General features: G+C 38.6%; 27 protein-coding genes. 14 read left to right on the top strand and 13 right to left on the bottom strand.

The genetic code is table 11. From position 1 onward, the window contains the following. Positions 1 to 127 precede the first annotated feature (127 nt). Positions 128 to 601 carry a hypothetical protein gene (locus tag AC5KOD_RS15555; RefSeq protein ID WP_496915488.1) on the bottom strand — a complete coding sequence of 158 codons (474 nt, stop codon included), beginning with the start codon at positions 599 to 601 and terminating at the stop codon, positions 128 to 130. A gap of 337 nt (positions 602 to 938) precedes the next feature. On the opposite strand from AC5KOD_RS15555, the gene AC5KOD_RS15550 reads away from it, so the two are divergent. Continuing rightward, positions 939 to 1898, top strand: coding sequence for an L-lactate dehydrogenase (locus AC5KOD_RS15550; protein ID WP_496915487.1), 960 nt, complete (start codon positions 939 to 941; stop codon positions 1896 to 1898). A 44-nt stretch (positions 1899 to 1942) separates the two neighbouring features. Here AC5KOD_RS15550 and AC5KOD_RS15545 read toward each other — a convergent pair whose 3' ends face one another. From AC5KOD_RS15545 to AC5KOD_RS15535, 3 genes are all read right to left on the bottom strand, one after another. Further along, on the bottom strand, positions 1943 to 2500 hold the full coding sequence (locus AC5KOD_RS15545; protein WP_496915486.1) for a GyrI-like domain-containing protein: 558 nt from the start codon (positions 2498 to 2500) through the stop codon (positions 1943 to 1945). 139 nt (positions 2501 to 2639) lie between these two features. Continuing rightward, entirely contained in the window at positions 2640 to 3446 is an 807-nt protein-coding gene (locus tag AC5KOD_RS15540) for a MerR family transcriptional regulator (RefSeq protein WP_496915485.1), read from the bottom strand. A gap of 310 nt (positions 3447 to 3756) precedes the next feature. Continuing rightward, entirely contained in the window at positions 3757 to 4593 is an 837-nt protein-coding gene (locus AC5KOD_RS15535) for a VOC family protein (RefSeq protein WP_496915484.1), read from the bottom strand. 208 nt (positions 4594 to 4801) lie between these two features. Here AC5KOD_RS15535 and AC5KOD_RS15530 point away from each other — a divergent pair, with 208 nt between their 5' ends. The 3 genes from AC5KOD_RS15530 (at position 4802) to AC5KOD_RS15520 (ending at position 8686) form a co-directional block, all read left to right on the top strand. Beyond that, positions 4802 to 5629 carry a Cof-type HAD-IIB family hydrolase gene (locus AC5KOD_RS15530; RefSeq protein ID WP_496915483.1) on the top strand — a complete coding sequence of 276 codons (828 nt, stop codon included), beginning with the start codon at positions 4802 to 4804 and terminating at the stop codon, positions 5627 to 5629. Between the two features lie 206 nt (positions 5630 to 5835). After that, a complete protein-coding gene (locus tag AC5KOD_RS15525; protein ID WP_496915482.1) occupies positions 5836 to 6528 on the top strand; it encodes a response regulator transcription factor in 693 nt (230 codons plus the stop codon). Beyond that, positions 6506 to 8686 carry a sensor histidine kinase gene (locus AC5KOD_RS15520; protein ID WP_496915481.1) on the top strand — a complete coding sequence of 727 codons (2181 nt, stop codon included), beginning with the start codon at positions 6506 to 6508 and terminating at the stop codon, positions 8684 to 8686. The genes AC5KOD_RS15525 and AC5KOD_RS15520 overlap by 23 nt, the downstream gene beginning before the upstream one ends. Positions 8687 to 8735: 49 nt before the next feature. Here AC5KOD_RS15520 and AC5KOD_RS15515 read toward each other — a convergent pair whose 3' ends face one another. The 4 genes from AC5KOD_RS15515 to AC5KOD_RS15500 form a co-directional block, all read right to left on the bottom strand. Next, positions 8736 to 9602: a DegV family protein gene (locus AC5KOD_RS15515; RefSeq protein ID WP_496915480.1), complete on the bottom strand. Its 867-nt coding sequence runs from the start codon at positions 9600 to 9602 to the stop codon at positions 8736 to 8738. A 14-nt stretch (positions 9603 to 9616) separates the two neighbouring features. Further along, positions 9617 to 10159 (bottom strand): DUF1836 domain-containing protein, encoded by a 543-nt coding sequence (locus tag AC5KOD_RS15510; protein ID WP_496915479.1) that lies wholly within the window; start codon positions 10157 to 10159, stop codon positions 9617 to 9619. A 151-nt stretch (positions 10160 to 10310) separates the two neighbouring features. Then, positions 10311 to 10499, bottom strand: a complete 189-nt coding sequence (locus AC5KOD_RS15505) for a hypothetical protein (RefSeq protein ID WP_496915478.1) — start codon at positions 10497 to 10499, stop codon at positions 10311 to 10313. Positions 10500 to 10569: 70 nt separating this feature from the next. Next, on the bottom strand, positions 10570 to 11340 hold the full coding sequence (locus AC5KOD_RS15500) for an SDR family NAD(P)-dependent oxidoreductase (RefSeq protein ID WP_496915477.1): 771 nt from the start codon (positions 11338 to 11340) through the stop codon (positions 10570 to 10572). Between the two features lie 145 nt (positions 11341 to 11485). On the opposite strand from AC5KOD_RS15500, the gene AC5KOD_RS15495 reads away from it, so the two are divergent. From AC5KOD_RS15495 to AC5KOD_RS15475, 5 genes are all read left to right on the top strand, one after another. Then, positions 11486 to 12112 carry a pentapeptide repeat-containing protein gene (locus tag AC5KOD_RS15495; protein WP_496915476.1) on the top strand — a complete coding sequence of 209 codons (627 nt, stop codon included), beginning with the start codon at positions 11486 to 11488 and terminating at the stop codon, positions 12110 to 12112. Positions 12113 to 12312: 200 nt separating this feature from the next. Next, positions 12313 to 12825: an RNA polymerase sigma factor gene (locus tag AC5KOD_RS15490; RefSeq protein WP_496915475.1), complete on the top strand. Its 513-nt coding sequence runs from the start codon at positions 12313 to 12315 to the stop codon at positions 12823 to 12825. Beyond that, positions 12809 to 13354: a hypothetical protein gene (locus AC5KOD_RS15485; RefSeq protein WP_496915474.1), complete on the top strand. Its 546-nt coding sequence runs from the start codon at positions 12809 to 12811 to the stop codon at positions 13352 to 13354. Before AC5KOD_RS15490 ends, AC5KOD_RS15485 begins: the two co-directional genes overlap by 17 nt. Positions 13355 to 13426: 72 nt before the next feature. Further along, on the top strand, positions 13427 to 16084 hold the full coding sequence (locus AC5KOD_RS15480; RefSeq protein WP_496915473.1) for a transglutaminase domain-containing protein: 2658 nt from the start codon (positions 13427 to 13429) through the stop codon (positions 16082 to 16084). Between the two features lie 38 nt (positions 16085 to 16122). Continuing rightward, positions 16123 to 17187 (top strand): DUF5105 domain-containing protein, encoded by a 1065-nt coding sequence (locus AC5KOD_RS15475; protein ID WP_496915472.1) that lies wholly within the window; start codon positions 16123 to 16125, stop codon positions 17185 to 17187. 56 nt (positions 17188 to 17243) lie between these two features. On the opposite strand, the gene AC5KOD_RS15470 is transcribed toward AC5KOD_RS15475, so the two are convergent. Then, entirely contained in the window at positions 17244 to 19103 is a 1860-nt protein-coding gene (locus AC5KOD_RS15470) for an FAD-dependent oxidoreductase (protein WP_496915471.1), read from the bottom strand. A gap of 402 nt (positions 19104 to 19505) precedes the next feature. Between AC5KOD_RS15470 and AC5KOD_RS15465 the strand changes: the two genes are divergently transcribed. The 3 genes from AC5KOD_RS15465 (at position 19506) to tnpA (ending at position 22199) form a co-directional block, all read left to right on the top strand. Next, positions 19506 to 20576, top strand: coding sequence for a YibE/F family protein (locus tag AC5KOD_RS15465; protein ID WP_496915470.1), 1071 nt, complete (start codon positions 19506 to 19508; stop codon positions 20574 to 20576). A gap of 1 nt (position 20577) precedes the next feature. Beyond that, positions 20578 to 21324, top strand: coding sequence for a YibE/F family protein (locus AC5KOD_RS15460; protein WP_496915469.1), 747 nt, complete (start codon positions 20578 to 20580; stop codon positions 21322 to 21324). 401 nt (positions 21325 to 21725) lie between these two features. Further along, a complete protein-coding gene (gene tnpA, locus AC5KOD_RS15455) occupies positions 21726 to 22199 on the top strand; it encodes an IS200/IS605 family transposase (protein ID WP_496915468.1) in 474 nt (157 codons plus the stop codon). Between the two features lie 185 nt (positions 22200 to 22384). Here the strand turns inward: tnpA and AC5KOD_RS15450 are convergent, their stop codons facing one another. After that, a complete protein-coding gene (locus AC5KOD_RS15450) occupies positions 22385 to 22492 on the bottom strand; it encodes a type I toxin-antitoxin system Fst family toxin (protein WP_496915467.1) in 108 nt (35 codons plus the stop codon). 89 nt (positions 22493 to 22581) lie between these two features. After that, positions 22582 to 24078 (bottom strand): AcpB/EbpR/MafR family transcriptional regulator, encoded by a 1497-nt coding sequence (locus AC5KOD_RS15445; protein WP_496915466.1) that lies wholly within the window; start codon positions 24076 to 24078, stop codon positions 22582 to 22584. A 223-nt stretch (positions 24079 to 24301) separates the two neighbouring features. On the opposite strand from AC5KOD_RS15445, the gene AC5KOD_RS15440 reads away from it, so the two are divergent. Continuing rightward, positions 24302 to 24571 carry a hypothetical protein gene (locus AC5KOD_RS15440; protein WP_496915465.1) on the top strand — a complete coding sequence of 90 codons (270 nt, stop codon included), beginning with the start codon at positions 24302 to 24304 and terminating at the stop codon, positions 24569 to 24571. Between the two features lie 67 nt (positions 24572 to 24638). Here AC5KOD_RS15440 and AC5KOD_RS15435 read toward each other — a convergent pair whose 3' ends face one another. Together AC5KOD_RS15435 and AC5KOD_RS15430 are read right to left on the bottom strand one after the other, a co-directional pair. Then, complete coding sequence (locus AC5KOD_RS15435) at positions 24639 to 25547, bottom strand: sce7725 family protein (RefSeq protein WP_496915464.1); 909 nt, start codon at positions 25545 to 25547, stop codon at positions 24639 to 24641. 10 nt (positions 25548 to 25557) lie between these two features. Then, positions 25558 to 26250, bottom strand: coding sequence for a hypothetical protein (locus tag AC5KOD_RS15430; RefSeq protein ID WP_496915463.1), 693 nt, complete (start codon positions 26248 to 26250; stop codon positions 25558 to 25560). A gap of 185 nt (positions 26251 to 26435) precedes the next feature. On the opposite strand from AC5KOD_RS15430, the gene AC5KOD_RS15425 reads away from it, so the two are divergent. After that, positions 26436 to 26942, top strand: a complete 507-nt coding sequence (locus AC5KOD_RS15425; RefSeq protein ID WP_496915462.1) for a GNAT family N-acetyltransferase — start codon at positions 26436 to 26438, stop codon at positions 26940 to 26942. Positions 26943 to 26991 lie beyond the last annotated feature (49 nt).

The raw sequence follows: 26991 nt of genomic DNA, 5'->3' as shown, positions 1-26991 counted from the left end.
CGGCAATTTCGATTGCTCGGGTTTTGAGAAATTGCCGAGAGAGCAGACTTTTGGAGCGCGTTTGTCACATAATATTCGTAAAATTAGAAGAGGATGAGACAAAAGTCTCATCCTCTTTTGAGTTTATTTACTTTTTGGCAAAGGCTAATAAATCAGCTAATGTGGCATCGAAGTTATCTTGGTGCCAATTTTTGGTTCTAGTTCCCCAGAAGTTTGATTCTGAGCCAATGACTCCACTTGATCTTAAAAAGCTTAATTCTTTTTGTTGCAGACGGAAAATCATTGTTTGATTATCTGTCACAACTTTTAGGATGTAGTTTAGTTTATCTTCTGTTAAGGTGACATCTTGAATCGAATGATAAGCAATTTCTAACAAATCGGTTTTTTTAGTTTTAAAGGTGCCTAGCCAAGTATACGCGACAGGAAGCAAGACAGCTTGTTCCTGACAAAGCTGTAAAACAAAATAATTGGTAGTTGAGAAAAAATTGGCGATTTCACCACTCAAATTTTCTGGTTGGAAGCGTAAAACGATTGCTCTATTTTCCATTGGTTGGTAACCTAATTCTTCTAAATCGGATATAAACGTTGATTCTTTTGCCATATTCACTGACCTCTTTCTTTGTATCGGATACACATATCGTATCAAGAGGTCAGATTCATGAGGGGGAAACTTCCCAAACAGTCATAAAAGGTACCTAAAGTGTCTTAATTTTACCTAATTTTACAGGAGAAGTGAGAATGAATCTTGTCCGCTAAAAGCGTACATCGAATTTTGAGCGTAGTTTAAAAGACTTTGAGGGAGATAAGAGGGAAAAGGAGCAGAATAAGATTAACTTAGTTGTGTCTGTCCAGTCATATTATTTTCATGACCTTCAAAAAAGAGGTAAAATAACTGTGGAAGCTTAATAAGGTGATTTATCAGAAAAGGGGTCATTGTTATGAGTCAGAGAAAAGAAAAAGAGAAAATTATATTAGTTGGAGCTGGCGATGTTGGTTCGAGCTATGCTTTTGCGTTAGTTGCACAAAATATTGGACGTGAGTTGGGTATTATTGACTTGGATACAGGGAAAAGCGAAGGCGATGCCTTAGACTTATCAGATGGTTTAGCATTCACCTCTCCTAAAAAAATCTATGCTGCCACTTATGATGATTGCCATGATGCTGACTTGGTAGTTTTAACTGCTGGGGCGGCACAAAAAGAAGGCGAAACACGTCTAGATTTGATTAATAAAAATTTAAAAATAACAAAAGGAATCGTTGAGAGTATTATGGCCAGCGGTTTTGATGGGATTTTTGTAGTAGCAAGTAATCCAGTAGATATCTTGACGTATGCCGTTTGGAAGTTTTCCGGACTGCCTGCTAATCGAGTTATTGGATCAGGCACTTCTCTAGATAGTGCTCGGTTTAGATTGGCCTTGGCAAATTTGACGGATGTAGATGCTCGTGATGTCCATGCGTATATTATCGGTGAGCATGGGGATACACAATTTCCAGTGTGGTCGCACGCCAATGTTGGCGGGATGCAAATTTATGAGTGGGTCAAGGAGCACCCAGAAATTACCGAAGATAGCTTGATTGAGTTGGTGACCGGTGTCAGAGATGCGGCTTACAAAATTATTCAACGTAAGGGATCGACTCATTATGGTATCGCGATTGCCTTGGCGCGGATTACTAAAGCAATCTTTGATGATGAAAATGCCATCTTACCGTTATCTGTATACTTAGAAGGAGAGTACGGTGAAAAAGATATTTACATCGGATCACCAGCGATTATTAATCGTGAGGGAATCAAAAGTGTTTTAGAGATTCCATTAAATGATTTAGAAAGACAAAAAATGTCAGAGTCGATTTCAACGATTAGAACGATGTTGAATGACGGTTTTGCTAAATTAGATTAAAAAAACTTAGTGTGGGAGACAGCTTCTTCCACACTAAGTTTTTTCTATTTAATTGGAAAACGTAGAACGGTTTTTAATTTATCAGCTGGGACTTTACGAGCATCTGATAAATAAATTTCTTTGTGGATGTGACCAACTCGCTCGAGCTGGTGCTCCTCACAATAAGCGAGCATCTTTTCAAAGCTAGCAGTCTCTGAATCATAGCTCCCATGATGAAGAAATTGGAGCGTTTTGCCTTCGTCAATCGTTTCAAATTTGATTCTTTCTACTAGCTCAGGCGCGATTTTTTTCATAACCGCCTCTTTTATTGCTGCTACTAGGTCTGCTGTGACAAATTCTGGTTGGCGAATCATCATGTGGTAAATTAATTGGCTCTTATCTAAAGGTTCTCCCATAATAACTGGGACTTTTGAATCCCAAAAGGCTTCTAATGGAAAGACTGTGTAGTCATAAAAACCAGCTGTTTCGATGCCTTTTTTGGGTGACATCTTGATCGCATAAGAGTAAGCATAAAGCGCTTGGATGTTATCTTTGAAGTTGTCTTTGTTAGGATCTCCCTCTCCTTTAATGGTTAAGTAGCTCATCGTAGGCAGCTCGACCACTGTTGGTGTTGCTTTTGGTAAATAGATAGGTTTGTCTTGTTTGCGCCATTCGTATTTGATCGGCTTTTTCCTCCAATTCGTTAAGTGCTACATCTAGTTTAAACTCTCTACTGTGGGGGAGTGTCAAGTTGAGTGATGACTACCTGCTATAGGGAATCATGAGTTGGGTTTCATAGGTATCTGGATTTCCACGAAATAGTTTCCCCGGCCCTTTAACATAAGCTTCTCTTGAAGGGGATTTTAGCGTTAACTGGTGCTCTTTTGCGTAATCCAAAAGGCGTTTATACGAGGTGGATACAGTGTCGTAGCTACCGAAATGAGCGAGCGAAAGAACAGGTTCATTGGATAATTGCCAAAAAGTTATGTCAGCCTTTTTTATGGTAAAGCGCTGCTTAACAGGAAGGCAAATCCGCATGGTCGCAAGTTCTTGGTAGCTATCATCATAAAGTAAGGTGATGACAGGCCCAGCTGTTAGTTTACCAGCTTCTTTAAAGAGGTTATCGATAATAGGGCCTACCTCTTCATAACGTCCGTAAAATTTCTGACTAATCGTTAGCAGAGCAGGACTATTGCTTTCACTAATCGAACTTGTTTTTGGTTGCATGCTAGGTGTCTTTTGGCGCATTAGTTCTGTATTAATTGCAGTTAATAAACGTTGATCCTTGCGTATTCGTTCTTTAATCTGTTGTTCCTTCTCCTTTAGAAAGTAACTAAAATCGGCTTCGGTGTTGTGAACAGCTAAAACATCTTTAATTTCACTAATGGAAAAGTCTAATTGTCTTAGGGAGCTTATTTTTTTTGCTTGTTGATAGTTAGCTTCATCGTAATACCGATAGCCGGTTTGCTCATGACGCTTATAAGGAATTAGCAAGCCTTCTTTATCATAGTAATGAAGCGTTTTGACCGTTAATTGAGTTATTTTAGAAAACTCACTAATTAAGTACACGGCAGGCACTCCTTTCGCAGGTTTGTTATGATAATCATAGCATAATTATATCAAAAAAAGAGTGAGACAAAAGTCTCGCTCTCGTTTTTTCATGTATGTTATGTGGCAAACGCGCTCCAAAAGTCTGCTCACTATGTTTCACTATGCTACGCTTCGTTGTCCTAAACTTCTAAGCAACTAAACTTGCAAGCCATCATTCTTTGGGCTTTAGTCCTTAGAAATGAGGGACATCGAAGAGAGTTAAGGTATCGAAGTTTACGTAGATCGGAGCAAAACGACTTTATGTCTCAGCTTCTTCCCTTGTTTGATATTAGTTTAAGCGATAATGAAAGTTAATTCCATTAGGATCGTGGAAAATAAGCTCCCCATCTAATCGCTCATAAGGGTAGTTTTGAGCATCCATATTGGCTTGTGTATCAGCCATCACCTCAGCTGATACGAGAACTAAAATATCATTCATCCCTGGTGCATTGTCTTGATTTTTAGGGAAGTGGTGGGTTGTCCAAATATTTCCAGCGAATTGATGATGATAGCCGTCTTTTCCGTAAAAGGCTGCTTGTTTGCCAAATTCAGAGGTGATGGTGAAGTCTAAAATATCATGAAAGAACTGGCTAGTTTCTGGGACGGTTGACACTGCAAGGTGAACATGACCGATAAAGGTTTCCTTCGCCATTAAGTCAAATTCTTGGTCTGCCGCAGCTAACACGCCTTCGACGTCCATTGCTTCGGTAATGCCAACGATAATCCCATTGTCGCGGATGTCCCACTGACTCTCAGCTTTATCCGCGTAAACTTCGATACCATTTCCTTCTGGATCGGCTAGATAAATGGCTTCACTATAGCCATGATCACTAGCACCTTGAATGGGATATTGTGTGAGTGCTAAGTGGCGTAAAAAATTGCCTAAAGCAGCGCGATTAGGTAAAAGATAGGCAATATGGTACAGGCCGCTGGTTTGGCTTCTAGGAATGCTTACTTTTTGCAGGTGAAGTAAAACCTGATTAGTGGCTTTAATGCCTAATTTAACTGATTCATTTGTGGTTTCTAGCACAGAAAAGCCCATTGTTTTTTCGTAAAAATCGGTCATCTTTGGTAAGTCAGTCACGTTTAATGTGACGGTTTGAATTTTATAGTTAGTGAGGTTCATAGGAAATCCAACTTTCTCTTATTAATTTATATCTAAAGGATACACTAAAAGAAAGTTACTTACAAATAATAAGTTTTGGGAAATTGAGAAAGAAGGAAGCTTTTTTTGAGATAACTTGTTTTTTTCGTGCTAATACGTGCCAGAATGACTATCACTAAATGGTAATTATTGCTATGCTTGGGTTAAGTAAATGTTGGAGGGGAAAAAGATGACATATAAGTTAATTGCATGTGATTTAGATGAAACCTTGTTGAACCATGAGCATCAGGTGCCAAAGCAAAATAGTGATGCGATTCGGCGTGCTCGAGAAGAATTTGGGGTTAAATTTGTACCAGCAACAGGTCGTGGTTATGCTTCAGTTCAAGAAACGCTTAAAGAGCTTGGATTACATGAGATGGCGGAGGAATATGTGCTGTCATTTAATGGTGGCGCTTTGACGGAAAATAATGGCAATCAGTTATTACAGTTTAAAGGCATGCCATTTGAAAAGATGAAGGAATTATTTGAGTTTGGGTTGCAGCAAGATGTGTGTATTCATGTTTATACAAAGGAAGAGCTTTATGTTTTTAACATGTCTGAAAGTGAGCGGGCCCGTTTTGCAGGTGATACGATGGCTTATTGTGAAAAGCATGATAACTGTGTTGATTTTTTGAAAGAAAAAGTTATCGCCAAGATACTTTTTCAAAATATGAATATGGTATATTTAAAATCACTTGAACAACTGGTTAGTCCTATTACTGACGGTCAGTGTGAGGTGAGTTATTCATCTAATCGTTATATGGAGTTTAATAGTTTAGGAATTAATAAAGGACAAGGCTTGCGGGATCTTGCGGCATTATTAGGTATCGAGATGAGTGAAACAATCGCAATCGGTGATAATTACAATGATCTTGCGATGTTAGAGGTAGCGGGCTTGTCAGTTGCTGCGGGGAACGCGGTACCAGAGGTTAAAGCGATTTGTGATTATGTGACGACAGCTGATCATAATCAAGGAGTCGTAGCTGAAGTGATTAAAAAGTATATTGGGGTAAAATAAAGCTAGAGCATAGAGACTGATAAATTCGGTGTCTGTGCTTTTTTATTGTCTAATGTTTTAGCTGTTTTTCAGTGTAGAACAATGATATCTTATAAGAAGAAAAGAAGTAGTCTCACTTTAAGAAAGTTTTAAGAAAATGTCAAAGTAAAAGTTAACACTTACTCGTTATAATAGGACCTAGTTAAAGAATATGTGGAGGATGACAGATGGAAAAAGTTATTTTAGTGGTAGATGATGATGCTGAGATCAGACAAGCGATTCGCATTTATTTGGAGCAAGAAAATTATCAAGTGATTGAAGCGAAAGATGGATTGGACGCTTTAGTTGCCTTAGAAAAGACAACGGTCCATTTAATTATATTAGATATTATGATGCCTAACTTAGATGGAATTGTAACGACTCATAAGATACGAGAGGAAAACAATGTACCGATATTGATGTTGAGTGCCAAAAGTGAGGACATTGATAAAATTCATGGTTTGCAAGTGGGTGCCGATGATTATTTAACAAAACCGTTCAGTCCGTTGGAATTATTGGCGCGAGTTAAATCAATGCTACGCCGTTATTTAACTTTAGGTGAGTTTGAAAAAGGCTCGGAAAATGTCTTGCGTTTAAATGGCTTGGAGTTGGATAAAGATGCGAAGACAATTACAGTCGAGGGGCGTGAGGTGAAGATGACTAAGACCGAGTTTAAGATCACAGAATTGTTGATGAGTCATCCTGGGCGTGTTTTTTCGATTGATGATATTTACGAATCAGTTTGGGAAGAGCCGAGTTTTAATTCTGATAATACTGTTTCCGTTCATATTCGCAAAATACGGGAAAAAATTGAAGTGAATCCAAAAGAACCAAAATACTTAAAGGTGGTGTGGGGTGTTGGCTATAAGATGGAAAAGTAGTTATTCGATTTTTATTGCAACGTTGTTGTTGACGGTCGGCGGCTTATTGATGTTGAAATATAAGGCAGATGATAGTCAGGTGGTCGGGCATGCGGAAGACGATTACCGAATTCAAACAGAATTAGGGAGTAAGCTTGTTCTTAATTATATAGAAAATTTTGATGACAAAACGCTATCAGCTGATTTGATTCCCATATATCTTGTGGAAAACTATCGCTATCAGTATGGGGATTTGGAGTCGCAGGTTCGCGATATAAAGAGTCAATATACAGAGTTGATTAAGGCTGCTAAAGAGAAAAAAGAGGAAAAATTAGTAGATTCTTTGACAAAAGAACGAGATGCTAAAGTTTTAGATATTGTGACTAATTATACAAGTAATGGTGCTGTTAGAAAGAAAATTGTGAAGCGTGACAGTGATTTGTTGCTAAAAATGAAGCCGAAATTAGTCAAAAGCTTGGAAAAAGCTCAATCAGATTATGCTGATGATAATTACTTTTATTATTTTGAGGACGAATCTGGTTTTGTCGTCACCAATTTAAAAACCAAACCGACGAGTCGTAAGGCCCAGGCAATCAAGGCGGCAATTGCGAGTGAGAAAGTGTTGAGTGTGGGAAAAGCCACAATCTGGCCAGCTATGCCAGAGGAGTTACAGGAAATCGAGCTATTTCGTGAAACAGATTTATCTGAAGAACTGAAAGCTACGGGCTATATGGCGATTAAGCAAGGCTCTAGTGTTGATTTAAAGAATCAGAAGATGGTAAAAGAGGCAAAAAAGAATGGTTTGCTCTTTATGTTTGGATTAGTGTTAGCTATCATGGGTGTTATTGTTGCAATTCGTTTCCTTTGGGAGCCGATTTATTACCATGAACAGGCGGCTTCGATTCAGCAATTGCCATTGGATTTACGCTTAGTGCTATTGGCCGGTATCTCATTCGTGTTCTTCTTGACGTGGCAAGTATCACCGGGTTTGCGTTTTATGTCAATTCGTATGATGTTATTCTTTGTTTTCGGCTATATGGGAATATTTATCGTACTTTTCCTATTAAAAGATGCTTGGATGACGATTAAAAAGGTCGAGGGATACCCTAATTTTCCAACACAGGCTAAATCGAGTCTTATCAGTCGTGGGAAAAAGAAAGTTCGCCGTTTATTTGGTAAATTACCAAAAGTAATTCAATTAGGTGGGGTCCTAGTCTATGTTTTGATGTTGGGACTGATAGTGGTTATGGCGTCGTCACAATGGATGGCTCAAGGGATTTTCTTCTTACTGTTGATTGTTCCAATTGGAAGTTTGCCATTAATTATTAGAGAGTTTCGATTGAACAGATTGATTAAACGACCTCAGGAAATATTAGAAAAAAATCAAGAGGAAGCTTTACCAACCGAGATTATCGAGGATAGTATGGAAAATCTCGCTCATATTGAGCAGATTATTAGTGTCACTCATGATAACCGTCAACGTAGTGAAACGCTCAAGACGGAATTATTAACGAATGTCAGTCATGATTTACGGACGCCTTTGACGTCGATTATCTCTTATGGGGATTTATTGACAAAGGAAAAATTAGCAGATAAGGACAGACGTGAGTACGTGGCGATTATTAATCGCAAGGCTATGCGGATGAAAAATTTAATTGATGATTTATTTGCAGTGACTAAGATGAATAATGGTGAGATTACGTTGGACAAAAAAGTGATTAATCTAGGGCAGCTGTTGCAACAATCATTAGCTGAGTATGGGGAAGAGTTGGCCAAAAAAGACTTAAAAATTATGTATAATAAGCCCGAGGAATCGTTGATGATGATGATCGATGGTGACCGAATGTGGCGAGTTTTTGATAATTTGATTGGTAATGTTGTAAAATATGCCATGCCGAGTACGCGAGTTTACTTGAAGCTTGAAGAGACTAAGCAGCAAGTAAAGATTGAGTTGAAAAATATCTCGTTGCATGAATTAAATGAAAATGCGAGTAATTTAGTTGAGCGGTTTACTCGTGGTGACGAGGCTCGTAATACAGAAGGTTCGGGACTTGGATTAGCAATTGCTAATTCAATTATTAACCTACATGGAGGAAGCTTTGAAATTGTGGTGGACGGTGATATGTTTAAAACAGTTATCTATTTACCACGAGAGCTAGATTCTATAGGAGAGGTGTAAATATATAATAGCCTAGGATGAGATAAAAATCTCATTCTAGGCTATTTAGCTAGTCCATTCTTAATTGGACACCCATGCCAATGACGCCAGGACCGGTATGGATTCCTAGTGCTGGGCTGACTTCGTCAAAAAAGAAATCTTTAAAGTGAGGCAGGCGAGCTTTGACTGCTTCGGCAAATTCGCGAGCTTCCTCAATGGAATTACCATAGGCAACGCCAATATCATAGGAGGTATGATTGCCGATAAATTCTTCTGCTACATGTAGCATTTTTTCCAAGCTACGCTTACGGCCACGGGCTTTGTTGACTGTGTAATAGATGCCATCTGGGTTACAAGAAATAACCGGATTTAAGTTAAGAGCTGTACCAAGAATGGATGACACTAAGCCAATTCGGCCGCCTTTTTTCAAATACTCTAAGGTAGGGATACTAAAGAATACCCGAGTGCTAATCACATTTTTTTCTAGTTTCTGTTTAAGCTCAGCAAGAGTGAGGCCTTCATCGATTAGGCGTTTCGCGTAGACGCCTTGTAGTCCGCCACCGATTCCGATATTTTTGGTATCAATTAATAGGACCTCTAGTTGAGGGTACTCACGACTCATTAACTGCAACATATTATGGGTACCGCTTAGACCACTGGAGATGGTTGAAACGACAAGTTGAGTGTAGCCGTCGGCGATAATCTGCTCAAAAACATTGCTGATAGATTGACCATCAGGTAGTGAGGTAGATGGGATTTCAACAGCTAAGCGTTCATAGATTTCCTTTGAGGTGATGGTCACTTTGTCAATGTAGGTTTTATCTTTATAAATTACATTCAAAGGGATCACGTAAACGCCATCCTTCTCACTGATTGATGGTGGAAGATCCATTCCTGAATCTACTAATAGTGCAATTTTATGTGTTGTTTGTGTCATAATTAAGTACTCCTTTATTGTTCGTCATCTGCTTTTTTTTGTGCCAAAGTATGTAGCGTGTTTTCAGCTACCAATTTTGAAGTTAAGGCAATTGTAGCCATCTGAATGGGAAGAAAATCAATATCGACAACATCTAACTCGAATTTTTCAGTCTGGTCATCAACTAAGAATAATTGAATGGTGTCCTCCATTTGTTTGCAAAATTGGTTATAAGCTTTGCGATAATCGCCACTTGCGGTTTGCCAATCAATTCCTTGTTGAACGACAGGGATGTCAAAGGCTTGTTTTAGAATGGTAATGATTACCAGTCGTGCGACATGCCGCTGATCGTATTTTTTCTTTTTAGGTGTCGGAATTAGTTTTTGCTTAACGTAATTATTAACCATTGCAGGCGTTAATAACGGGTCCGCTTGCTGATTTACTTTAAAGGGGCTGGTATAGCGCACAACTAAGGTGACTAATTGCTCCATGTAAATGTCGATATCAGGCAGCTCATCCCAACGTGGGAGGTGAATTTTTCGTAAATTGTCTTGCCAATTTTTTTGTATATGCTCCATAAACATCTCCTAAACTATTTCATCTAGTTTTTAAAACTATATCATATAATTATGGAAAAAGAAAGAGGGAGAGTTGAGTAAAACGAGCAAATGAAAAAAGCGATCACATGTACGTGTGATCGCTTTTTGAGCAGTGTAAAACAACAGCTAACTAGTTCCCTTTGAAGAAGTCTTTGACCTTGCCGATCAGACTGTCGGCATTATCGCTAAATAAGCCACTTAACTCATGAATGTGGTCACCTAGTTCATCTTTGTGATCTTCGATAAATTGTTTGGCTTCTTCCATTTTATCAGCACTGACTAGTTCTTTTACTCTTGCGATCAATTCGTCAACGTTCATCATGTTCAGCTCCTTCTTAAATGTATCTAAATGATAGCATGTGATCGCTTTAATTGACAACTTAGAGGTTCTATCTAGGGATTATTTTGCCAACATAATCAAAAAGTGGTTCAGATAATTCTAGCTCAAAGCTATCTCGATTGATTTTGCCGACAGTTGCTTGGCTGTCATAGAGGGTTAAGAGGAAATCTGCCATTTCTGTACTCGTATGATAATGGGAAAAGCCTTTCATATAATCGTAGCTAGTGAGATTATTTGCGACCTGTGCAAACTCAGTTTCAGTTGCAGAGGGAGCTAAAACTTTTGCTTTTAAAAGAGCGCCAATTCGTGCAAGCTCAAGTGACATCCCTTCAGTCAGGGAACTGACAAAAAATTTTGTTGCGCAATATGTAGCGGCGTTAGGCACCATGGTATAACCGCCAGAGGAAGAAATGTTAATTAATTGAGCCCCCTCGCTGTCTTGATAGTCACGAACAAACAGCGTGGAAAATATAGTTAGAGCCTCAACATTGAGATGAAGCATGGTCATCATCTTGTCTAGTGGTTGATCGGCGACTGAATCATAGTGACCGAATCCAGCATTGTTGATCCATGTTTCTAAGGCGTAATCAGCTAATTCGTGATAAAGAGTCAAACAAGTAGCTGAATTGGTTAAATCACAGATTTTTAAGACAATCTCCAAATCAGGGTGTTCAGCTAATATCTCCTCCTTTAGGTCAAGTAATAGTTCCTCTCGTCGAGCGATTAAAATTAAGTTTTTTTGTCGATTTGCAAAGGCGATGGCTGCCGATCGACCAATTCCTGAGCTAGCTCCTGTAATAACGGTATACGTTTTAGTCATTATAAAACATCCTTTCAGTGATTAAATTTGTTGTGGAAATAAGCATATATCCTAGAGTGGGCTCCATGTCAAGAAACGAGGTATTTAGTTTGCGAAAAATGGTATAATGGAGGGGCTTTGATATTATCAACTAGGAGGAAACAAGATGGATAACCCTCGGATACCGGAAGTACTTACTCTTAACAAGTTAGCAAATTTTATAACAATTGAAGACCCAGAACTATTTCAAGAGGAATTTCAACGAGAAATAGTTGAAGAGCTGTCGTTTAAGCGGGCTCAGATTGCTCAAAGTCGGTTTAATAATGTGACGATGTTAGCGTGTGATTTAGGGAAACTAGAAGTGATTGATGCTGTTTTTTTAAGATGTGATTTTTCAAACTCGGATTTATCTAAAGCCTATTTCAATCGAGTAGAGTTCCACGAGTGCAAGTTTATGGGGACTAAGTTTCCAGAAGCCTATATCAATCACACCTTGTTTAAAAAATGCAACCTTTCTATGAGCAGCTTTGAGAAGAGCCGACAAAAGTATGTGGCCTATGAGGAATGTAACTTAGAGAGTGCTGATTTTTATAGACAAGAGCTGAAAGCCGTAAAATTTATCAGTAGTGAATTAGACCAAGCTAATTTTGAAGAGACGTCACTTAAAGGAGTTGATCTGAGCAGCTGCTTTTTTAATCAATTATCATTAGAGTTAACAGGATTGAAAGGTGTGACAATTAGCGAAGATCAAATGCGATTTTTTATTAACAAATTAGGGATGAAAGTTAAATAGTAGTATGAAAGCGGGGATAAAAATCACCGTTTTTTTTTGTTGCATTAAAGAGTGCTTATTGAATTATTAAAATACGCATCTTTTTTCGAAAAGTTGTTCGGTTTTAGCTCGTTTAAAGTTATAATGGTAATTGGTAAATAAAAGTTAAGTTAGCTTGTAACTTTTTATGGTGTTAAGAGGTATTAGAAGTGAGGAGAAAAATGGAAAATAAACATAAGGCTCAACTTGATGTTGAGCAAATAATAGAAGAATATGCCGATATGGTTTATCGAATTGCTTATGTGCAAATGAAGCAAAAAAGTGATGCTGAGGATGTCTTTCAGGAAGTTTTCTTAAGGCTGGTTAGATATATTGATACACTAAAAGGTGAAGATCATGTTAAGCCATGGTTGATTCGTGTAACGATTAATTGCTGTCATAAGCAATACAATAGTGCATGGCGCAAAAAATCTGTTTCGATGGCTGATGAGCAATTTACCGAAGAGGTCATAGTTAAAGATGAGGAGGTTGAAGATGTTTTGGAAGCGTGTTGGGAGCTTCCAGAAGCACAACGGATTGTGATCCACTTATTCTATCTTGAAGGCTATTCGGTTCGCGATATTAGCCAGCTATTAGATCAATCTGAATCAGCGATTAAAACACGACTGTCACGAGCGAGAGAAACCTTGAGAACATTATTAAAGGGGGATCTAATCAATGAAGGAAGAATATAACGAAGAGTTATCTAAAATAAAAGCGTCTCGAGAATTGATTGAAGATACAAAAGTTGAGATGCGCAAGGAGATGGCGAAAAAGTCTCAGGAATCTGTTGAAGAGCCGACAGATGATAGACCGAAAGCACCAATTATTAAACTAACGATGCGCCGAACAGCTATCGTGAGCGTAGCTGTCTTAATTATTATGGTTGGAACGTTTGGTTATGTTAAGTCGCAGACTCATATAACTATTCAAGCTGTGAGTGAAACGAAGCTAGCATTGAATCCAAATTTGGGAAGAATGTCAGAAAAAGGCAGTAAAACAAATGATCGGATTAAAGTTATCTCATCAACGGATCAAACCATTGTTCCAGAATTTTTACAGTCGGTTAAAAAGAGTAAAATTAAGGGACACAGTGTTCGCCTAGGACGTGATACAAAGGGGACATATCATGGGACATATGAACGTGATGGCACCTACTATTATGTCACTGGGATTGATGTGACAGAGACTGAATTCATCGATTATTTTAAAAATAAATTTTAGCTTGTAACCTTTTGTTACCTTGACGGGTATTAGTGTTAGAAAGTCAAAAGTGAGAGGGGTCAAAGGAAGAATATGAAAAAGAAAGTGATTGCGAGCTTGTTGCTAGCGACGTTAGTATTAGGTGCTTGTCAACAAGGTGGAACCAATAAAAAGGCGGATCCAAAAGCCGTTGATATGGGAAAACAATTGAGTATCAGTCAGGTAGCGGCCGATGTAAAAGGGAAATATGATGAGGATCAGTTGGCTTATACAGGAGAAAAATTAACCATTCAACGAGATGAGCCTATTAAGCTTAATATTGAATTTGATCCGATTGCATTAGGGATGGAGAAATACACTGAGATTGTGGAGGTTTTCCAAGATCCAGCTTTAACTCAGTCAGTAGGTACGCATTTTAATAGTGACGATGATAAGTCCTTTTTAGAAGTCTTGCCGCCCCGTTCAGCAGTTTTGCCGATTGGACAGGTAGATGTTAATAAAAAAGATTTTGGTTTTGATGGATCAAATGTCTTGCTTTTTCAAAAGGATGATAACCAAGACTGGGGTAATTTATCCGAGTTGTATATGGAAGTTAAGGTGGACTTAAAAACAGGAGAGCCACTTGATAAACCTTTGGTAACGCCGATTAGTGTGGTTCATGAGTTATCAGGTGATATTCGCTTGAAATTGACTATCACAGAAGATGGGACACCCGAGTTTTCTTGGAACGAATTAGCTGGAGCTGAGTATTATTACTTGATCGATGTTGATTATCAAGAAAAAAGAGGGCTAACAGGTCAGGCTTTCGTTCGTGAGAAGATTACAGACGGTACGAGTTTTGAGGCTGAGCCAGGTGCTGCGTACACGACATTTAAAGTCGCAGAAATTGACCGTCAAACAGAAGAAAATATTAAGAAGTATGGCGAAGGTAGTGGACCAATTCAAAAAGATGATGAGACAGAGAAGCGTTTTGCAGTTGTCGCTGTTTCTAAAGATGGGACCTCTGCGATTAGTAATACGTTGAGCTTAAAAGAATTAGCAAAGCGTATCCCTTACCGTGAAGAAATTGGTAAGAGCAGTCAAGAGGAAGGGAAAACAACAGCAGTTGAGATGGGACTTCTCCCTTCTTATCGCTGGGTCACGATGAGTGATGGTTCTCTTGTTCAAAAGTTGATTAACTATGATATTTCAAAAGCTAAAGAAGATACGGAGCTTTGGGGGGCATATGAGAAAGAAGATATGTCTGATATGCAAGCCAATGAAGTAGAACTAATTACGATTCCTTATACAGTGGAAGGGACACCGTTTGCTGGCAAGGCTAAGGTTGAAAATTATTTTGTAGATACTTGGAAAGAGGATCTGAAAAAATTAAAAGAGCGTCAAGATAATTTACGTAATAAAGCCGGAAGTACTCAGGTGGAAATGACATCTGAAGAGGTTGATGAGACACAAGAGAGGCCGAAAAAAGAAGAAAGAGCGACAGAAAGCAGCACATCGTCGAAGGAATCTAGTAGTCAAGAGTCAACAGAGGAATCCACTGAGACGAGCTCTACAACCCGTCGTCGCAAGAAATCAAGTGATTCAAGTGAGAGTACTCAAGAAACGACAAAAGAAACAACAGAAACGACGGAGTCAAAAGAAACAACTAGACGCCGTAAAAAAGCGACAACAGAGTCTACTTCAGAAGAGGAAACATCCGCTACTACAAGTGAAACGAAGGAATCAACGAGTCGTCGTAAAAAGGAATCGAAAGAAACTGTTTCAGAAACAACAGATACAATTACGGCTAACAGTGCGTTAAGCGAGTATTTAGCAATTAACATGTTGGACGGAAAAACAGAGATTGATATTCAAGATTTCCCAGAAGCGATGGTTCAAGAGACATTATTTGATGCTTGGATGGAAGCAATTTATCAAAACCCACTGATTTTAGGTGTGGAAGGTGCGCAGATTGTAGGTTATGGTGAGAAATTGAAAGTAACTTACAACGTAGAGACGGCTGAAATGAAGGAAAAGCAGGCTGAATTACGTAAAGAGGTTAAAAAGGTTGTCGCTGAGATTATCAAGGATGATATGAGTGACCTACAAAAAGAGTACGCCATTAACAGTTATTTAATTGATATTGCTGAGTATGATAATGGTGCGTTAGAAAATGCTGAAAAGAATAATTTCGTTAACGTTGATGCTGAATTCAATGATTCTTTCACGCCATACGGAGTTCTGATTAATAAGGTAGGCGTATGCGCGAGTTATGCTGGAGCATTCAAATTATTGGCAGATGAAGCTGGGCTAGAGGCTATCGTAGTGACTGGTTACTTGGAAGGCGATTTACCACATGCATGGAATAAAGTTAAAATTGAGGATGAATGGTACATTTTAGATAGTACCAACAACGACAATGAGGCGATGACCAATGCACTGTTAAATATTCCGGGGAACGCCTCTACTAAAGTGCTAGTTGAAGATGATCGTTATGTGATTGACCGTAATTTGGTTGATTATCAAGCGTCAGATAAAGATGCCGACAGTGAGTTTTATCATGTTGAAGATAAGTATTTTGACGAAGATAAGATTGTTGAAGAATTAGTCAGTACTCTTGGCAAAGACGGAGAAGCGTCATTAAGAACAAGTTATAATTTAACAGATGAAGCTTTTTATAAGATTGGTAGTAAGGTAATGGAGCAAACAAAGGATGAGAACCTACAAGGAACTTACTGGATGGGTGTCATTCATTTGAAAAGTGGTAACTAACAAATGTTTAGTTTAAATAAGTATTGGAGGAAAAGAAGATGAAGAAGATTAAATTATTAGTTGCAGTTGCAATGGTTGGGTTGTTAGCAGCCTGTGGAACAACTAATCAAGGTAGCGGTGAAGGAAAAAAACAAGCGACCACTAAGAGTAAAGTGGCAGAGGTTTCGATTGAAGATGGTACTTATATTGACCCAATCGGTGGCGACACAGAAGAGGATCAGGATGTAATTGCGTTGGATGTGAAGGTTAAGAACACGTCAAAGGATAAAATGTTTATCTTTGACCAATCATTTTACCTTGTAGAAAAGGGCGAAGATGAAAAGATCAGCACATTGCGTTTGGATTATGAGAGTCAGTTAAAAGACTTTTCAGGTGAGCTTTCGCCAGGTAAGAGCCTGTCTGGAACAGTTGTTTTTGAAGTTGAAGACGGTAAAAAATATCAATTTGTCTTCAGTTCTAATGGCTATGATGAAAAAGGAAACTCTCATGCAGATGTTGAGATGCCTCTTGATTTGAAGGAGTATGCATCGTCTAAAAAGACTTTGGATGAGCCTGTGAAAGCATTACAAGCCTATATTGACGTGGTTTTCTTACAAGAAGAGAATGAAGATTATGAAAAATTAGTTGGCAATGATTCTAAAGCTGATATTGATATGATCAAAAAAGAATACACTAACATGTTGAAGGATACTTTTTACAGCTATCGTTTGACGGATGATGAGTCAGCGAAAGCATTTGAGAGCTACGTTGCGAATCAACGTGAAGCGATTGAATTAGAGGTGAAATCTGCTGGAAATGTTGGCGAAAGAGCAAAAGTTGAGGTTGATTTCAAAGGGATTTCTGGTCAAGCTGTGACAGATTTGATTAGTGATTTCAAAGAAGAATATGATGAGAAAAACAATGACTACGATTCTGCTAAACGTGAGCAATATGCGGTTGGTAAATTGGCTGATATCTATGCTGAGGCTGAAGTTGGTGAGCCTCGTAATGATTTGTTTGTTAGCATGACTAAAAAAGATGGCAAGTGGAACATTGATTTCAAGAGTGATGATTCATATGAAAACAAAGCATTGTTGAAAGCTTTCTTAGGCCAAGTAGATTAAATTAGACAAACAGCGTTGACTCTTAGAGTCAACGCTGTTTTTAATAGGATTACTAATTATTTTTCTGCTTTAATTGAGTCCGCAGCAAGTTTACCAGAAGTCAGTGCCCACGCATTGTTAGCACCTGAAGGAGAGTCATCTCCCATAACACCACCAGCGATTTCTCCGACTGCGTATAAACCAGGAATAACTTCATCGTCTTTGTTTAAGACTTGTAAGTCAGTGTTAACGACTAAGCCACCCATAGTTGTAGCAAAACGCGGTTTTTGTTCAACTAAGTAATAAGGTCCTTTACCAATTTCTTTCTTCAAGTAGTCAGCGGGACGCTTGAAGTCTTTATCTTCACCTGCTTTAACGAAGCCATTGTAATCTGTAACAGTCTTCTCAAGGTCAGCAGGTGTGATTTTAGCTGCTGTAGCAAGCTCTTTTAAAGAGTCTGCATGATAGAAATAAGGAGTTGTAGAACCATTATTTTTTAGCCAAGTGTCAACATCAGCTCCGCTAATGCCTCCTTCGCTAATTTTTTCTCTGAAAATATCAAAGGTTGCTTGATCCATTAATAAGTAAAGCATCTTATCATCTTGAGCCACTTCTATTTCAAGGATTTGTCGGTTACTTGCTTTTTCATTAACTACGCGTTTACCTTTAGTATTGACTAGAATAGCACTTTCGCTAAAGGCGGCGATGTTACCGTTAATAGTTGATTTAGCTAGTCCTTTAGAGACTTCAATCCCGTTTGGATAACGTTTGCCGTACTCCATTAAGCGAGTACCAGCATTGATTTTTTTATCTTCAGTCATAAGAATGGCGTCACCTGTTGCAGATTCAGGACCGTAGTATAAGACATCTTTCATGTCATCAGATAATAAGTCTTTGTTATTTCCGTAACCACCTGTTGATAAAATAACATGTTTTGCCGTAATGTTGTAAGTTTTTCCAGAATCTTCTTTGGCAACAACACCTGTTACACGTCCGCTATCATCTGTGATTAATTCTGTTGCTTGTGTTTGTAAATGTAAGTCAATTGATGAATCTTCAACTGCTTTACGGGCCGTTTTTGCGAAACCAGATCCGCCATCTTTATAAGCGAGTTCGCGGTCATGGCTGTATTCGGCTAATTTATGTAGACCACTTTTAGTATCGTACTGAATACCAACGTAATCAGTTAACCAATTAGTTGTTTCACCAATATTTTCAGCAAATAGGTTAAGTAGCTCAGGGACATTTTTACCGTCACCATTGGCTAGGAAATCTTTTGTCATGCTGTCTACGCTATCGTCTTTGACTCCTGCTTCTTTTTGTAAGTCAGAGCCCATCACGACTTGGTTACCACCACTGACTGAGATTGCGCCACCGATGTAACTCATTTTTTCTAATAAAATTGTTTTGAAGCCAAGTTCATCTGCTCTTAAAGAAGAGGCAATCCCTGAAGCACCACCACCAACTACAACAACATCTGTTGTTAATTCAACAACTTCATCAGAGGTTTCCTTTTCAACTTTAACATTAGCTAAAGCTTCTGGGTCACCGCCAGCTTGCTTCACAGCATCGCTGATAGCATCTAAAATACCTTGGTTAGTCATTGAAGCACCACTGACTGTATCGATACCTAATGATTGGTTTTTCACGATTTCCGCAGGTAAGTCTTTAATAGAGGTATCACTAAGACCATCTGTTTCGCTGTGTTCAACGATCTCGATTGACTTAATTTTATCCTTTGTAAAGGTTACTTCTGCTACGATTGGCCCGTTCTTTCCTTCACCTGTTCCCTTATATGTGCCAGGTGTGTATTGACCGCTCGCTGCTTCTTTGGTATCTGTTTTTTTATCTGTCTTATCTGGTGTACAACCAGCTAGAACTAATGCGAAAATAATCACAATTAGTGATAAAAAAGTTGTTCTATTCCTCTTTTTCATAACAAAATCCTCCCCAAATGATTTGTGAAACAATTATATAATAACAAATAACTAGCGTTTTTTCAATAACAGAAAAATTATAAAAGTATTGAAACCGGTATCTTTTTGAAGAAATGTTCATTTGTGAAAGGAATTAAAATGATAAGTGTGAGGGTAAGGAGCGAAAGGGTGGTCGTTGTTCTGAAGTTCACGAAAAAGAATGTCACATTTGGTAAAAAAGCAAAGAATGACAGAATAAAATGACACGTTGTTTAAATGAGTAGGGGATTGTCAGTCTTCACAAATAGAGAAGGGGATAATCATTTTTTTTGCTGAAAGGACATCAGTTGCATTTCAGGGGAAAGACACTTATACTTATTTTTCTAAGCGTAATGATTTGGATTAATGAAGTGGGGACAGAAAATGAGTCTTGATCAAAATAGAAGCAGAAGTGTAGTGCTAGTCGCAATTATCTGGGTAGTGGTTAGCATCATTTTTACTCAATACAATGCACCGCTGTATAAAGAGCCGATTATTAAAGTGACAGCTGTCAAGGTAGTTGAGTCGCTTAAGCCAGAGGATGAGCAAACTCAAGAGATTCAGGGTGTTATTCAAAATGGGGAAAAGAAAGGCGAGAATGTGGCAATAAGTGCGCCAGTTAGTTTTTCGGAAGCTGTTTCACCTAGCTATGCGAAAGGGGATCAGTTATTTGTGACGATTGAGAAGGGGCGAGAAACTATTACCTCGGTGAAACGTGATCGATATGTCTTATTAATGCTTGGTTTATTTGCATTGATTGTATGGTGGGTAGGACGAAAACAAGGTCTTCTATCGCTTGTTAGTGTGGGGCTTAATACGGTTATGTTGCTACTAGCGATAAATCTTTACAGTCATTACCCTCAGCTTCCGTTGCCCCTGATTATCTTAGTGACGGGATGTTTAACGACGCTATTTTCTCTAGTTTTAGGAACAGGTTGGAATAAAAAGATGGCCGCGACAGTAGTTGCCACTTTGTTGGCCTCTGTTAGCGCCTGGTTGATTGGATGGGGCGTTTTAAATCAGTTTCATGATAAAGGCTTGCGGTATGAAGATATGCAGTTTTTAACGCGGCCATATCGGCAAATTTTTATTTCCAGCTTATTTTTAGGGACACTGGGAGCTGCTATGGATATCGCGATTACCGTTGTGACGACGGTGATGGAATTGGTGGAAAAGAATCCGCAGATTGCTACGAAACAGCTGATTATGGCGGGACGTAACGTGGGGAAAAATGTTATGGGATCAATGGCAAGTGTTCTGTTGTTTGCTTATTTAAGCGGCGGAATTCCATTGATTATTCTCTATTTGAAAAATGGCTGGGACTTCATGCCTTCTGTCGAGATGACTTTATCGCTCGAAATTGCTCGTGCGCTTGTTGGCGGGATTGGGATAGTCTTAACAGTCCCTTTGAGCGTGCTGGTGGTTAGTCTACTGTCGCGAAAGCGAGGTGGCTAAGATGAATGTTCTAGCTGTATTAGCGATGATCCTTCTGGTGTTAATGCTAGCCGTCGGGGGTGAGGTAGGTTTCTTTTCTTTTTTAGGCATGTTTTTAAATGTCATTGTCTTTTTGGTGATGTGCTACTCACTTTATCAATCAATTAATGTCTACCTTACAGCCTTAGTCAGTTGTGTCTTGATCGCGTGTATTAATTTTTTCTTTGTCAATGGCTGGAATCAGCGAACTCAAAGTGCGTTTATCGCGACAGTCCTCATTATGGGACTGGTGTGTTTACTTGTTCCTTTTGTGGTTAATAAAGCTTACATTCAAGGCTTTGCTCCAGAAGAAACAGAGGAGCTCGGCCATTTTTCGATGCTGATTGATATTAACTTTAGTCAGCTTTCATTGGCACTAATTTTAGTGGGGATGATGGGAGCCGTGACTGATTCGGCCTTGGCGGTCGCCTCAGCGATGTCAGAAGTTAAGGAGCATCATCCGCTAATTAGTGAACAGGAGTTGTTAAACTCGGGTTTGCGGATCGGAAAGGATATTTTAGGAACGACCATCAATACCTTACTCTTTGCCTTTTTTGGTAGCCAACTGGCGTTGATTATTTGGTTTAAGGATTTACATTATAGCGCTGCCCAGTTGCTAAATTCGCAACTCTTAGTGTCTGAATTGATTATCATGCTGTTAACAGGCACCTTCGCTGTCTTGATATTGCCGTTTACCGCTTGGATATGTTCTAAGAGGTACCTGAGTTAGACAGGAAAAATGAGTACATAGCCTCTCTCCATTCATTCTATGTATTTCATATCAGGAAACAGGAATTTTTAGCATCATCAATCATCAATTCGCTTATGATTGGTAGGAGGTGTCAATTGTACTTGTTTTCTTCATTTACGCCATGAGTCACTCGCTTGTTACTATTATCTAATAATGCTATACTAAATACGCGAAATGAGATTAAGTCTATCATTCCATTGATAGCACAAAGCCCCAACCTATTGTGAGTAGGTTGGGGCTTTTTTTTATATGTTTTGAAAACCTCGGGCTATGCCTGAGGTTCAGGAGAGCTTCAAGCGAGGTATAAAAAAAACCCCTTAAAATGATAAACTAGACTTGGTTTCCCGACCGCAAACTAATCATTTTAAGGAGGTCCTATAATGAATAAGGACAATCAAAGTTTATCACACACAACATGGAAATGTAAGTATCATATCGTGTTCGCGCCGAAATACAGAAGGCAGATCGTTTATGGAAAATACAAGTCAAGTATAGGGAAAATTCTACGAGAATTATGTCAAAGGAAAAAAGTGGAAATAATAGAAGCGAATGCATGTAAAGATCGTATCCATTTATTAGTAAGTATCCCTCCAAAAGAAAGTGTTTCGAGTTTCATAGGTTATCTCAAAGGAAAAAGTAGTCTAATGATTTTTGATCGACATACTGAACTAAAATATAGATATGCTAATCGAAAATTTTGGTGTCGTGGCTATTATGTGGATACTGTTGGGCGAAACAAAAAGCAAATCGAAGAATACATAAGAAATCAAATACAAGAGGATTATGTAGCAGATCAACTGACATTATTCGAAGAGTATGATCCGTTTACAGGAGAAAAAAACAAGAGAAAATAGAATGAGATTCTTCAGAATCAGTGAGTAAATGTGGTGCAGAAGGGAGACCCCTCAGAGGGACTTTCAGGCCCAGTCCGGCAATAGAGGCTTTCAGCCGCAGAGCAAACCTCCAGTTCTCACTGGAGGTTTTGATTTTACTTGTTGCGACTACAAGTGTGCGGGTTAGGGCAACTTGAAGTTATCGTCTAATCATCTAACCACTGATTAACTAGCGCTATGGCTAGACCCACAAATAGCGGGGCAATAACTAATGGGATTAAGCTCTCCATTGATAACACTTTCTTACGAGGCAAGTTGCCATTACTCATTATAAAAGTATGTGATAAACAAAACTAATCAATTTCTAATTTTATAAATTGAATGGGTGATGAATCTCAAAATCTCACTTTTCCCGATACCCTAAAGCGGGAGTAAGAGGCTCTTGTTGTTCATAAATTCTAATGACTGATTCAATTCTTTCCCAATCATCATAGGTTGGGTAACTGTTAATCCAAACACTAGATTTGGGCAAGGCGAGAAAAAAAGAGGCGTCACTGACGAGAACATCAAAGGGAAGTGTTTTGAGCGTCTCATAGTCAAGCAAAACGTCGCGATAACAAGTTGTTTCTACGCGATTGCCAAAATGATGCTTTAGCTGGTTATCAATCAGTTGAGCATGACCATGATTTTGGGTACTTAAAATTAAAAGTCGAACAGGCTGTTTACCAACTGTTAATAAGCCTTTCCAGTGAGTGAATAGAACATAAAGTAAATCTGTTACAAGCCATGAAGGAAAATGGGGGACATTTTTTTTGAGAAAGATAAGTAAGCTCTTTTGAACAGTCTTAAATAAGGTCGGATGACTATCTGCTACGGTGTTAATAAAAGTCCGCTTAGTGTTGTGGAGAATATAGCTTGGACCGGTTGCGAACTGAGTGCTTAATTGGAGAACTGCCAGTAATTGTGTGGCAATCTCTTCTTCATTTGTTGGAACTATTAGTCGAAGAACCCGGGCCAATTGGCGAATAAATTGTTCGATCTTAGGATAAAGATTCGTTTGATCAAGCAATTGTTGATTAACAATTAAAAGTCCGAAAATATCCACAAGAGCATCATCAGTCAATCTTAGTGAAGATGATTCATGTAAACGAAGCTCTGGTGCATAGGTGCAGTGAGTTAAAACCTGCTGATGAACATGAGGTTCAAGCTCGACTAAGTGACCTTGTTGGAACCGTGTGAGCTGGACAGCCGCTGCAATTTTTATTTGTTGAAATGATGTTACATCCAAGGATTTAAGAGAAGGCTGCAAGAGATGCAAGATCAATTCATTAAAGGCTTGTTCATCAAATTGAAAGGGCCATTCGACTAATGCGTAGCATTCAATAAAATAATTAGCATAAAAATAACGAATTTGAGTTTCTTTGCCAGTCATACGACAAGGATTTGGTTTTAGTTCAATACTAAATGAAGCCAGAGCTTGGTTTATTTTAGTGATTAGCCGATAAACAGTCGGAACACTGAAAAAGAGCTTATTCGCGAGTTGAGTGACAGTCAAGCTTTCATCAAAGAAAATAATTTCGAGTAATTGAAAGGCAGGAGTGGTTTTCAGGACGAATTGATAAAAAAAATCGAGACCTAGACCTGTTGGAAAAACAAAATGAATGCCATAATTCGAGGTTTGAATTTCTAAAAGAGCATCATCCACATGGTCTTGATAGGTTGGTAAATCTTTATAAGTTTGAAAAATACTATTATACATCGTAATATCTTTTAAGAGCACACTTTCTGAACAATTCAAGTGTTGAGTCAGTGTCTTTGTTGTTTGCCATCCCGGCTTGGCGTACAAGAGTTCAATTAATCTTAAGCGTCGTCGTGTATCATTATCAAGTAAACGTTCCATATAACCATCCCTTTCTTTAAATGCGTTATTTAATTGTTAGCTTTATCATAAGGTGAAAGAAACTTAAAAGCAAATTATCGCGAACGGTTAGCGAATTAAAAAGGGAGGGGATTTGAAAATTATCAAAAAAGCAAGTCCCTTCCCTTTTTTTTGATAAAATAAGATGTGTGTTTTATGTTATATTATTTCCCGTAAAGCAATCAAAGAAAGTTGGCAGAAGGGTATGTATGAAAGAATAACGGCTATTCGGGTAAGGCGTTCAAAAAGACCTCTTGTGGATGACATTTTTGAAATTAGATTGGCAGGAGATGAAATTCAAACCACTCACTACGTCATTCAGTCATTAGAGCTAGGGGTAGTGTATTATTTTTATAATCAAGCGGGAGTAGTTGTTAAAGTTGTGGCTCGCCATCCTATTTACAAAGGACCTTATATTTGTTCGGAAACAAATGATGGTGGAACTGACGAACTATTAGCACTACCTAGGTTTTAGAAAAGAAGTATAATAACCTTCGAACAGCGTATCAAGGCAAGGGCTGTTCGAAGGTTGTGATATAGGATTAGACTGAGTGGTTTTGGTGGAAAAAGACGCTGATAAGCTCTAAGTGGTGCATTAAAGATAATTTTTTGATAACGCCTAATCCGGGAAATTTTTGCAGTTGATGATAGTTGAGCAGTTCGGATAATCCATAAGTGAGTATTAATTGGTCTTGATATTTTTGATACCAACGTGCTAACTTATTGACTGCTTCTAAGAATTTACCTCCAGGATTAGAGTAATCATCATTACTGTCAGAAGTAAAATGCTTGATGCGTAAACTTTGATAGGCGTCAAAATAAAGAACATGCAAGGCGACAGCCTTAGCTGGAAAACCTTTTTCATAGTAGGTGGCTCCGTTGATGCTATAGTCAGCAAAACCTTGATAGCCGTCTTCTTGGTAATAGAGATGGTCATCGGAAAAAAATTCATCCTCGTTATACAAATAATCCTCAATATTCTTAAGCATAGTGAGAGGGTCTTGTAACGAGATTGCTTGAGAACTCGGTGTTAAGCGTGGATCAGCAATTAAGAGGTGGGAAGTAGTGTGACTAGTTTTTAGCTGTTCCAGCAGCTGGAAATCAGTTCCTTCCACACGATTAGTAATCAGTAGGTTATGTTTGTCGGGTAGTAAGTCACCAGAAAAGTGTTCATTGGTAATAAAGGCTGGTAAAATAGTTGGTCCTTGCTTTAATTCTTCAATGTCATGAAGCTTTTCTTGGCTAAAGTTAAATTCCCCAACTTCAGGATTTTCAATGATAGCTAATCGCTGATTGTGTGTAACAAAGCTGCCGATAGTTCTCTTTAAAGCCGCTGAGTCTTTAATTGGCTCGATTAAAGGAACGACTGAAGGGTGCAATAATCCTCGCTCGAGGAGCTCTTTTAGTGCTAAAAGATCAAATTGTTTACTTCTTATATAGGGAATATACATGTCTTCACCTCTATTCTAGTGCTTCTGTTCGCCGACGAAGGGCTTTTTTTTGTTGATAAAAAGGATTATTTTGAGCCTTCAATAACGCGAGTTCGGCTTTTAAATTTGTGATTGTTTGATTGTCTAATTCTGTCAAAAAGCGTTGGTAAAAGCGACTGTCAGGTGAGACTAAATCATTAGTTTCTCTTTTTTTCAGTTCGTGAAATAATTGTTCCGAAGAATATAGCTGCAATCCTTTTTCAACCATCTTAGCTTTGCGAACTTCCCGTGCTTGAGATGCCATAAAACGCTGAGTTAGTAAACCATTATCGACTTCTAACTCTTTTCTACGAGCGGTTTTAACAATCGTCAGCATGCCGGGACTAATAATGTCCTGTGCTGCACCATCGCAAGGACGATAAACCATGACGCCGATTTGTTCTGGAATGTCTTGTTTCACTTTTTCGAAAAGTGCAAGTGGTAGGATAAAATAATTGTAATGACCGATGAAAGATAGCTTGGCCTTTGAGTTAAAATCAGCTTTCGTCGCCTTAATTTCATAACAACGCCATTCTAGTTCTCCAGAGCTCAAAAAACGACAACTCAAGGTATCGACAATTCCTTGGTCATCAGGCATAGTCACCTCTTCAACAACGACATCTCCTTGTTCTAAGCAATAATAATACAAGGTTTCTTCCATATCTATGGTTAGTTTGGTTTTCATCTTGTCACCTCAGTTTCAGTGATTCTATTATAGAACATATATTCGTATCTGTGAAGTAGGAGTTTCAGCTGTCTTTCTTTCAGTAAAAGAAGCCTAAAAAATCGTGTGATTTTATGATATGATAGATCAAGATTAAGTCGGTAAAGAATGAAATAACTGCCGAAGAACTAGGAGGAAAAGAGAGAATGAGTGTCACATATAATCATCCGACTTCAATGGATTTACCTGATATTATGCGAATAGAGCGATCTGGTTTTTCGCCAGAAGAAGCGGCGACAGAGGAAGCGATGAGTGAGCGCATTGCCTTGATTAACGATACTTTTATTGTCGCACGCAATGAGCAGAATAAGGTGGTGGGTTACATTGTTGGCCCAGCTTTTAGTCAACGGTACCTGACTGACGCTCTATATGATAAGCTAACGCCAAATAATCAAACAGATAAGTATCAAACAGTTTTGAGCTTAGCCATCGATCCAGCCTATCGTCGTCAAGGAGTAGCAGGGAGTTTACTGGCTCGACTAAAAGAAGTGGCGGTGAAACAGCACCGACAAGGAATTACATTGACTTGTTTAGAAGAGCTTGTTTCGTTTTATGAAACACATGGCTATCAGAATGAAGGGGTATCAGAGTCTGCTCATGCGGGAGAAGTTTGGTATAACATGGTATTAACTGGCCTAGCTGAGGTGAACTAATTCCAACAATTAAAAATTATTTAATGTTTTTAAAAATCACCTAATTATA

Source organism: Vagococcus sp. WN80Y, assembly GCF_059621045.1.
The sequence above is the reverse complement of the archived record's forward strand: the minus strand, read 5'-3'. Positions and strand labels throughout refer to the sequence as shown.

What these genes read in the sequence shown, in the direction of transcription:
- AC5KOD_RS15555 (WP_496915488.1), bottom strand. Translation starts at nt 601, where the DNA reads ATGGCAAAAGAATCAACGTTTATATCCGATTTAGAAGAATTAGGTTAC.
- AC5KOD_RS15550 (WP_496915487.1), top strand. Translation starts at nt 939, where the DNA reads ATGAGTCAGAGAAAAGAAAAAGAGAAAATTATATTAGTTGGAGCTGGC.
- AC5KOD_RS15535 (WP_496915484.1), bottom strand. Translation starts at nt 4,593, where the DNA reads ATGAACCTCACTAACTATAAAATTCAAACCGTCACATTAAACGTGACT.
- AC5KOD_RS15530 (WP_496915483.1), top strand. Translation starts at nt 4,802, where the DNA reads ATGACATATAAGTTAATTGCATGTGATTTAGATGAAACCTTGTTGAAC.
- AC5KOD_RS15525 (WP_496915482.1), top strand. Translation starts at nt 5,836, where the DNA reads ATGGAAAAAGTTATTTTAGTGGTAGATGATGATGCTGAGATCAGACAA.
- AC5KOD_RS15515 (WP_496915480.1), bottom strand. Translation starts at nt 9,602, where the DNA reads ATGACACAAACAACACATAAAATTGCACTATTAGTAGATTCAGGAATG.
- AC5KOD_RS15510 (WP_496915479.1), bottom strand. Translation starts at nt 10,159, where the DNA reads ATGGAGCATATACAAAAAAATTGGCAAGACAATTTACGAAAAATTCAC.
- AC5KOD_RS15505 (WP_496915478.1), bottom strand. Translation starts at nt 10,499, where the DNA reads ATGAACGTTGACGAATTGATCGCAAGAGTAAAAGAACTAGTCAGTGCT.
- AC5KOD_RS15500 (WP_496915477.1), bottom strand. Translation starts at nt 11,340, where the DNA reads ATGACTAAAACGTATACCGTTATTACAGGAGCTAGCTCAGGAATTGGT.
- AC5KOD_RS15495 (WP_496915476.1), top strand. Translation starts at nt 11,486, where the DNA reads ATGGATAACCCTCGGATACCGGAAGTACTTACTCTTAACAAGTTAGCA.
- AC5KOD_RS15490 (WP_496915475.1), top strand. Translation starts at nt 12,313, where the DNA reads ATGGAAAATAAACATAAGGCTCAACTTGATGTTGAGCAAATAATAGAA.
- AC5KOD_RS15485 (WP_496915474.1), top strand. Translation starts at nt 12,809, where the DNA reads ATGAAGGAAGAATATAACGAAGAGTTATCTAAAATAAAAGCGTCTCGA.
- AC5KOD_RS15480 (WP_496915473.1), top strand. Translation starts at nt 13,427, where the DNA reads ATGAAAAAGAAAGTGATTGCGAGCTTGTTGCTAGCGACGTTAGTATTA.
- AC5KOD_RS15475 (WP_496915472.1), top strand. Translation starts at nt 16,123, where the DNA reads ATGAAGAAGATTAAATTATTAGTTGCAGTTGCAATGGTTGGGTTGTTA.
- AC5KOD_RS15470 (WP_496915471.1), bottom strand. Translation starts at nt 19,103, where the DNA reads ATGAAAAAGAGGAATAGAACAACTTTTTTATCACTAATTGTGATTATT.
- AC5KOD_RS15465 (WP_496915470.1), top strand. Translation starts at nt 19,506, where the DNA reads ATGAGTCTTGATCAAAATAGAAGCAGAAGTGTAGTGCTAGTCGCAATT.
- AC5KOD_RS15460 (WP_496915469.1), top strand. Translation starts at nt 20,578, where the DNA reads ATGAATGTTCTAGCTGTATTAGCGATGATCCTTCTGGTGTTAATGCTA.
- tnpA (WP_496915468.1), top strand. Translation starts at nt 21,726, where the DNA reads ATGAATAAGGACAATCAAAGTTTATCACACACAACATGGAAATGTAAG.
- AC5KOD_RS15445 (WP_496915466.1), bottom strand. Translation starts at nt 24,078, where the DNA reads ATGGAACGTTTACTTGATAATGATACACGACGACGCTTAAGATTAATT.
- AC5KOD_RS15440 (WP_496915465.1), top strand. Translation starts at nt 24,302, where the DNA reads ATGTATGAAAGAATAACGGCTATTCGGGTAAGGCGTTCAAAAAGACCT.
- AC5KOD_RS15435 (WP_496915464.1), bottom strand. Translation starts at nt 25,547, where the DNA reads ATGTATATTCCCTATATAAGAAGTAAACAATTTGATCTTTTAGCACTA.
- AC5KOD_RS15430 (WP_496915463.1), bottom strand. Translation starts at nt 26,250, where the DNA reads ATGAAAACCAAACTAACCATAGATATGGAAGAAACCTTGTATTATTAT.
- AC5KOD_RS15425 (WP_496915462.1), top strand. Translation starts at nt 26,436, where the DNA reads ATGAGTGTCACATATAATCATCCGACTTCAATGGATTTACCTGATATT.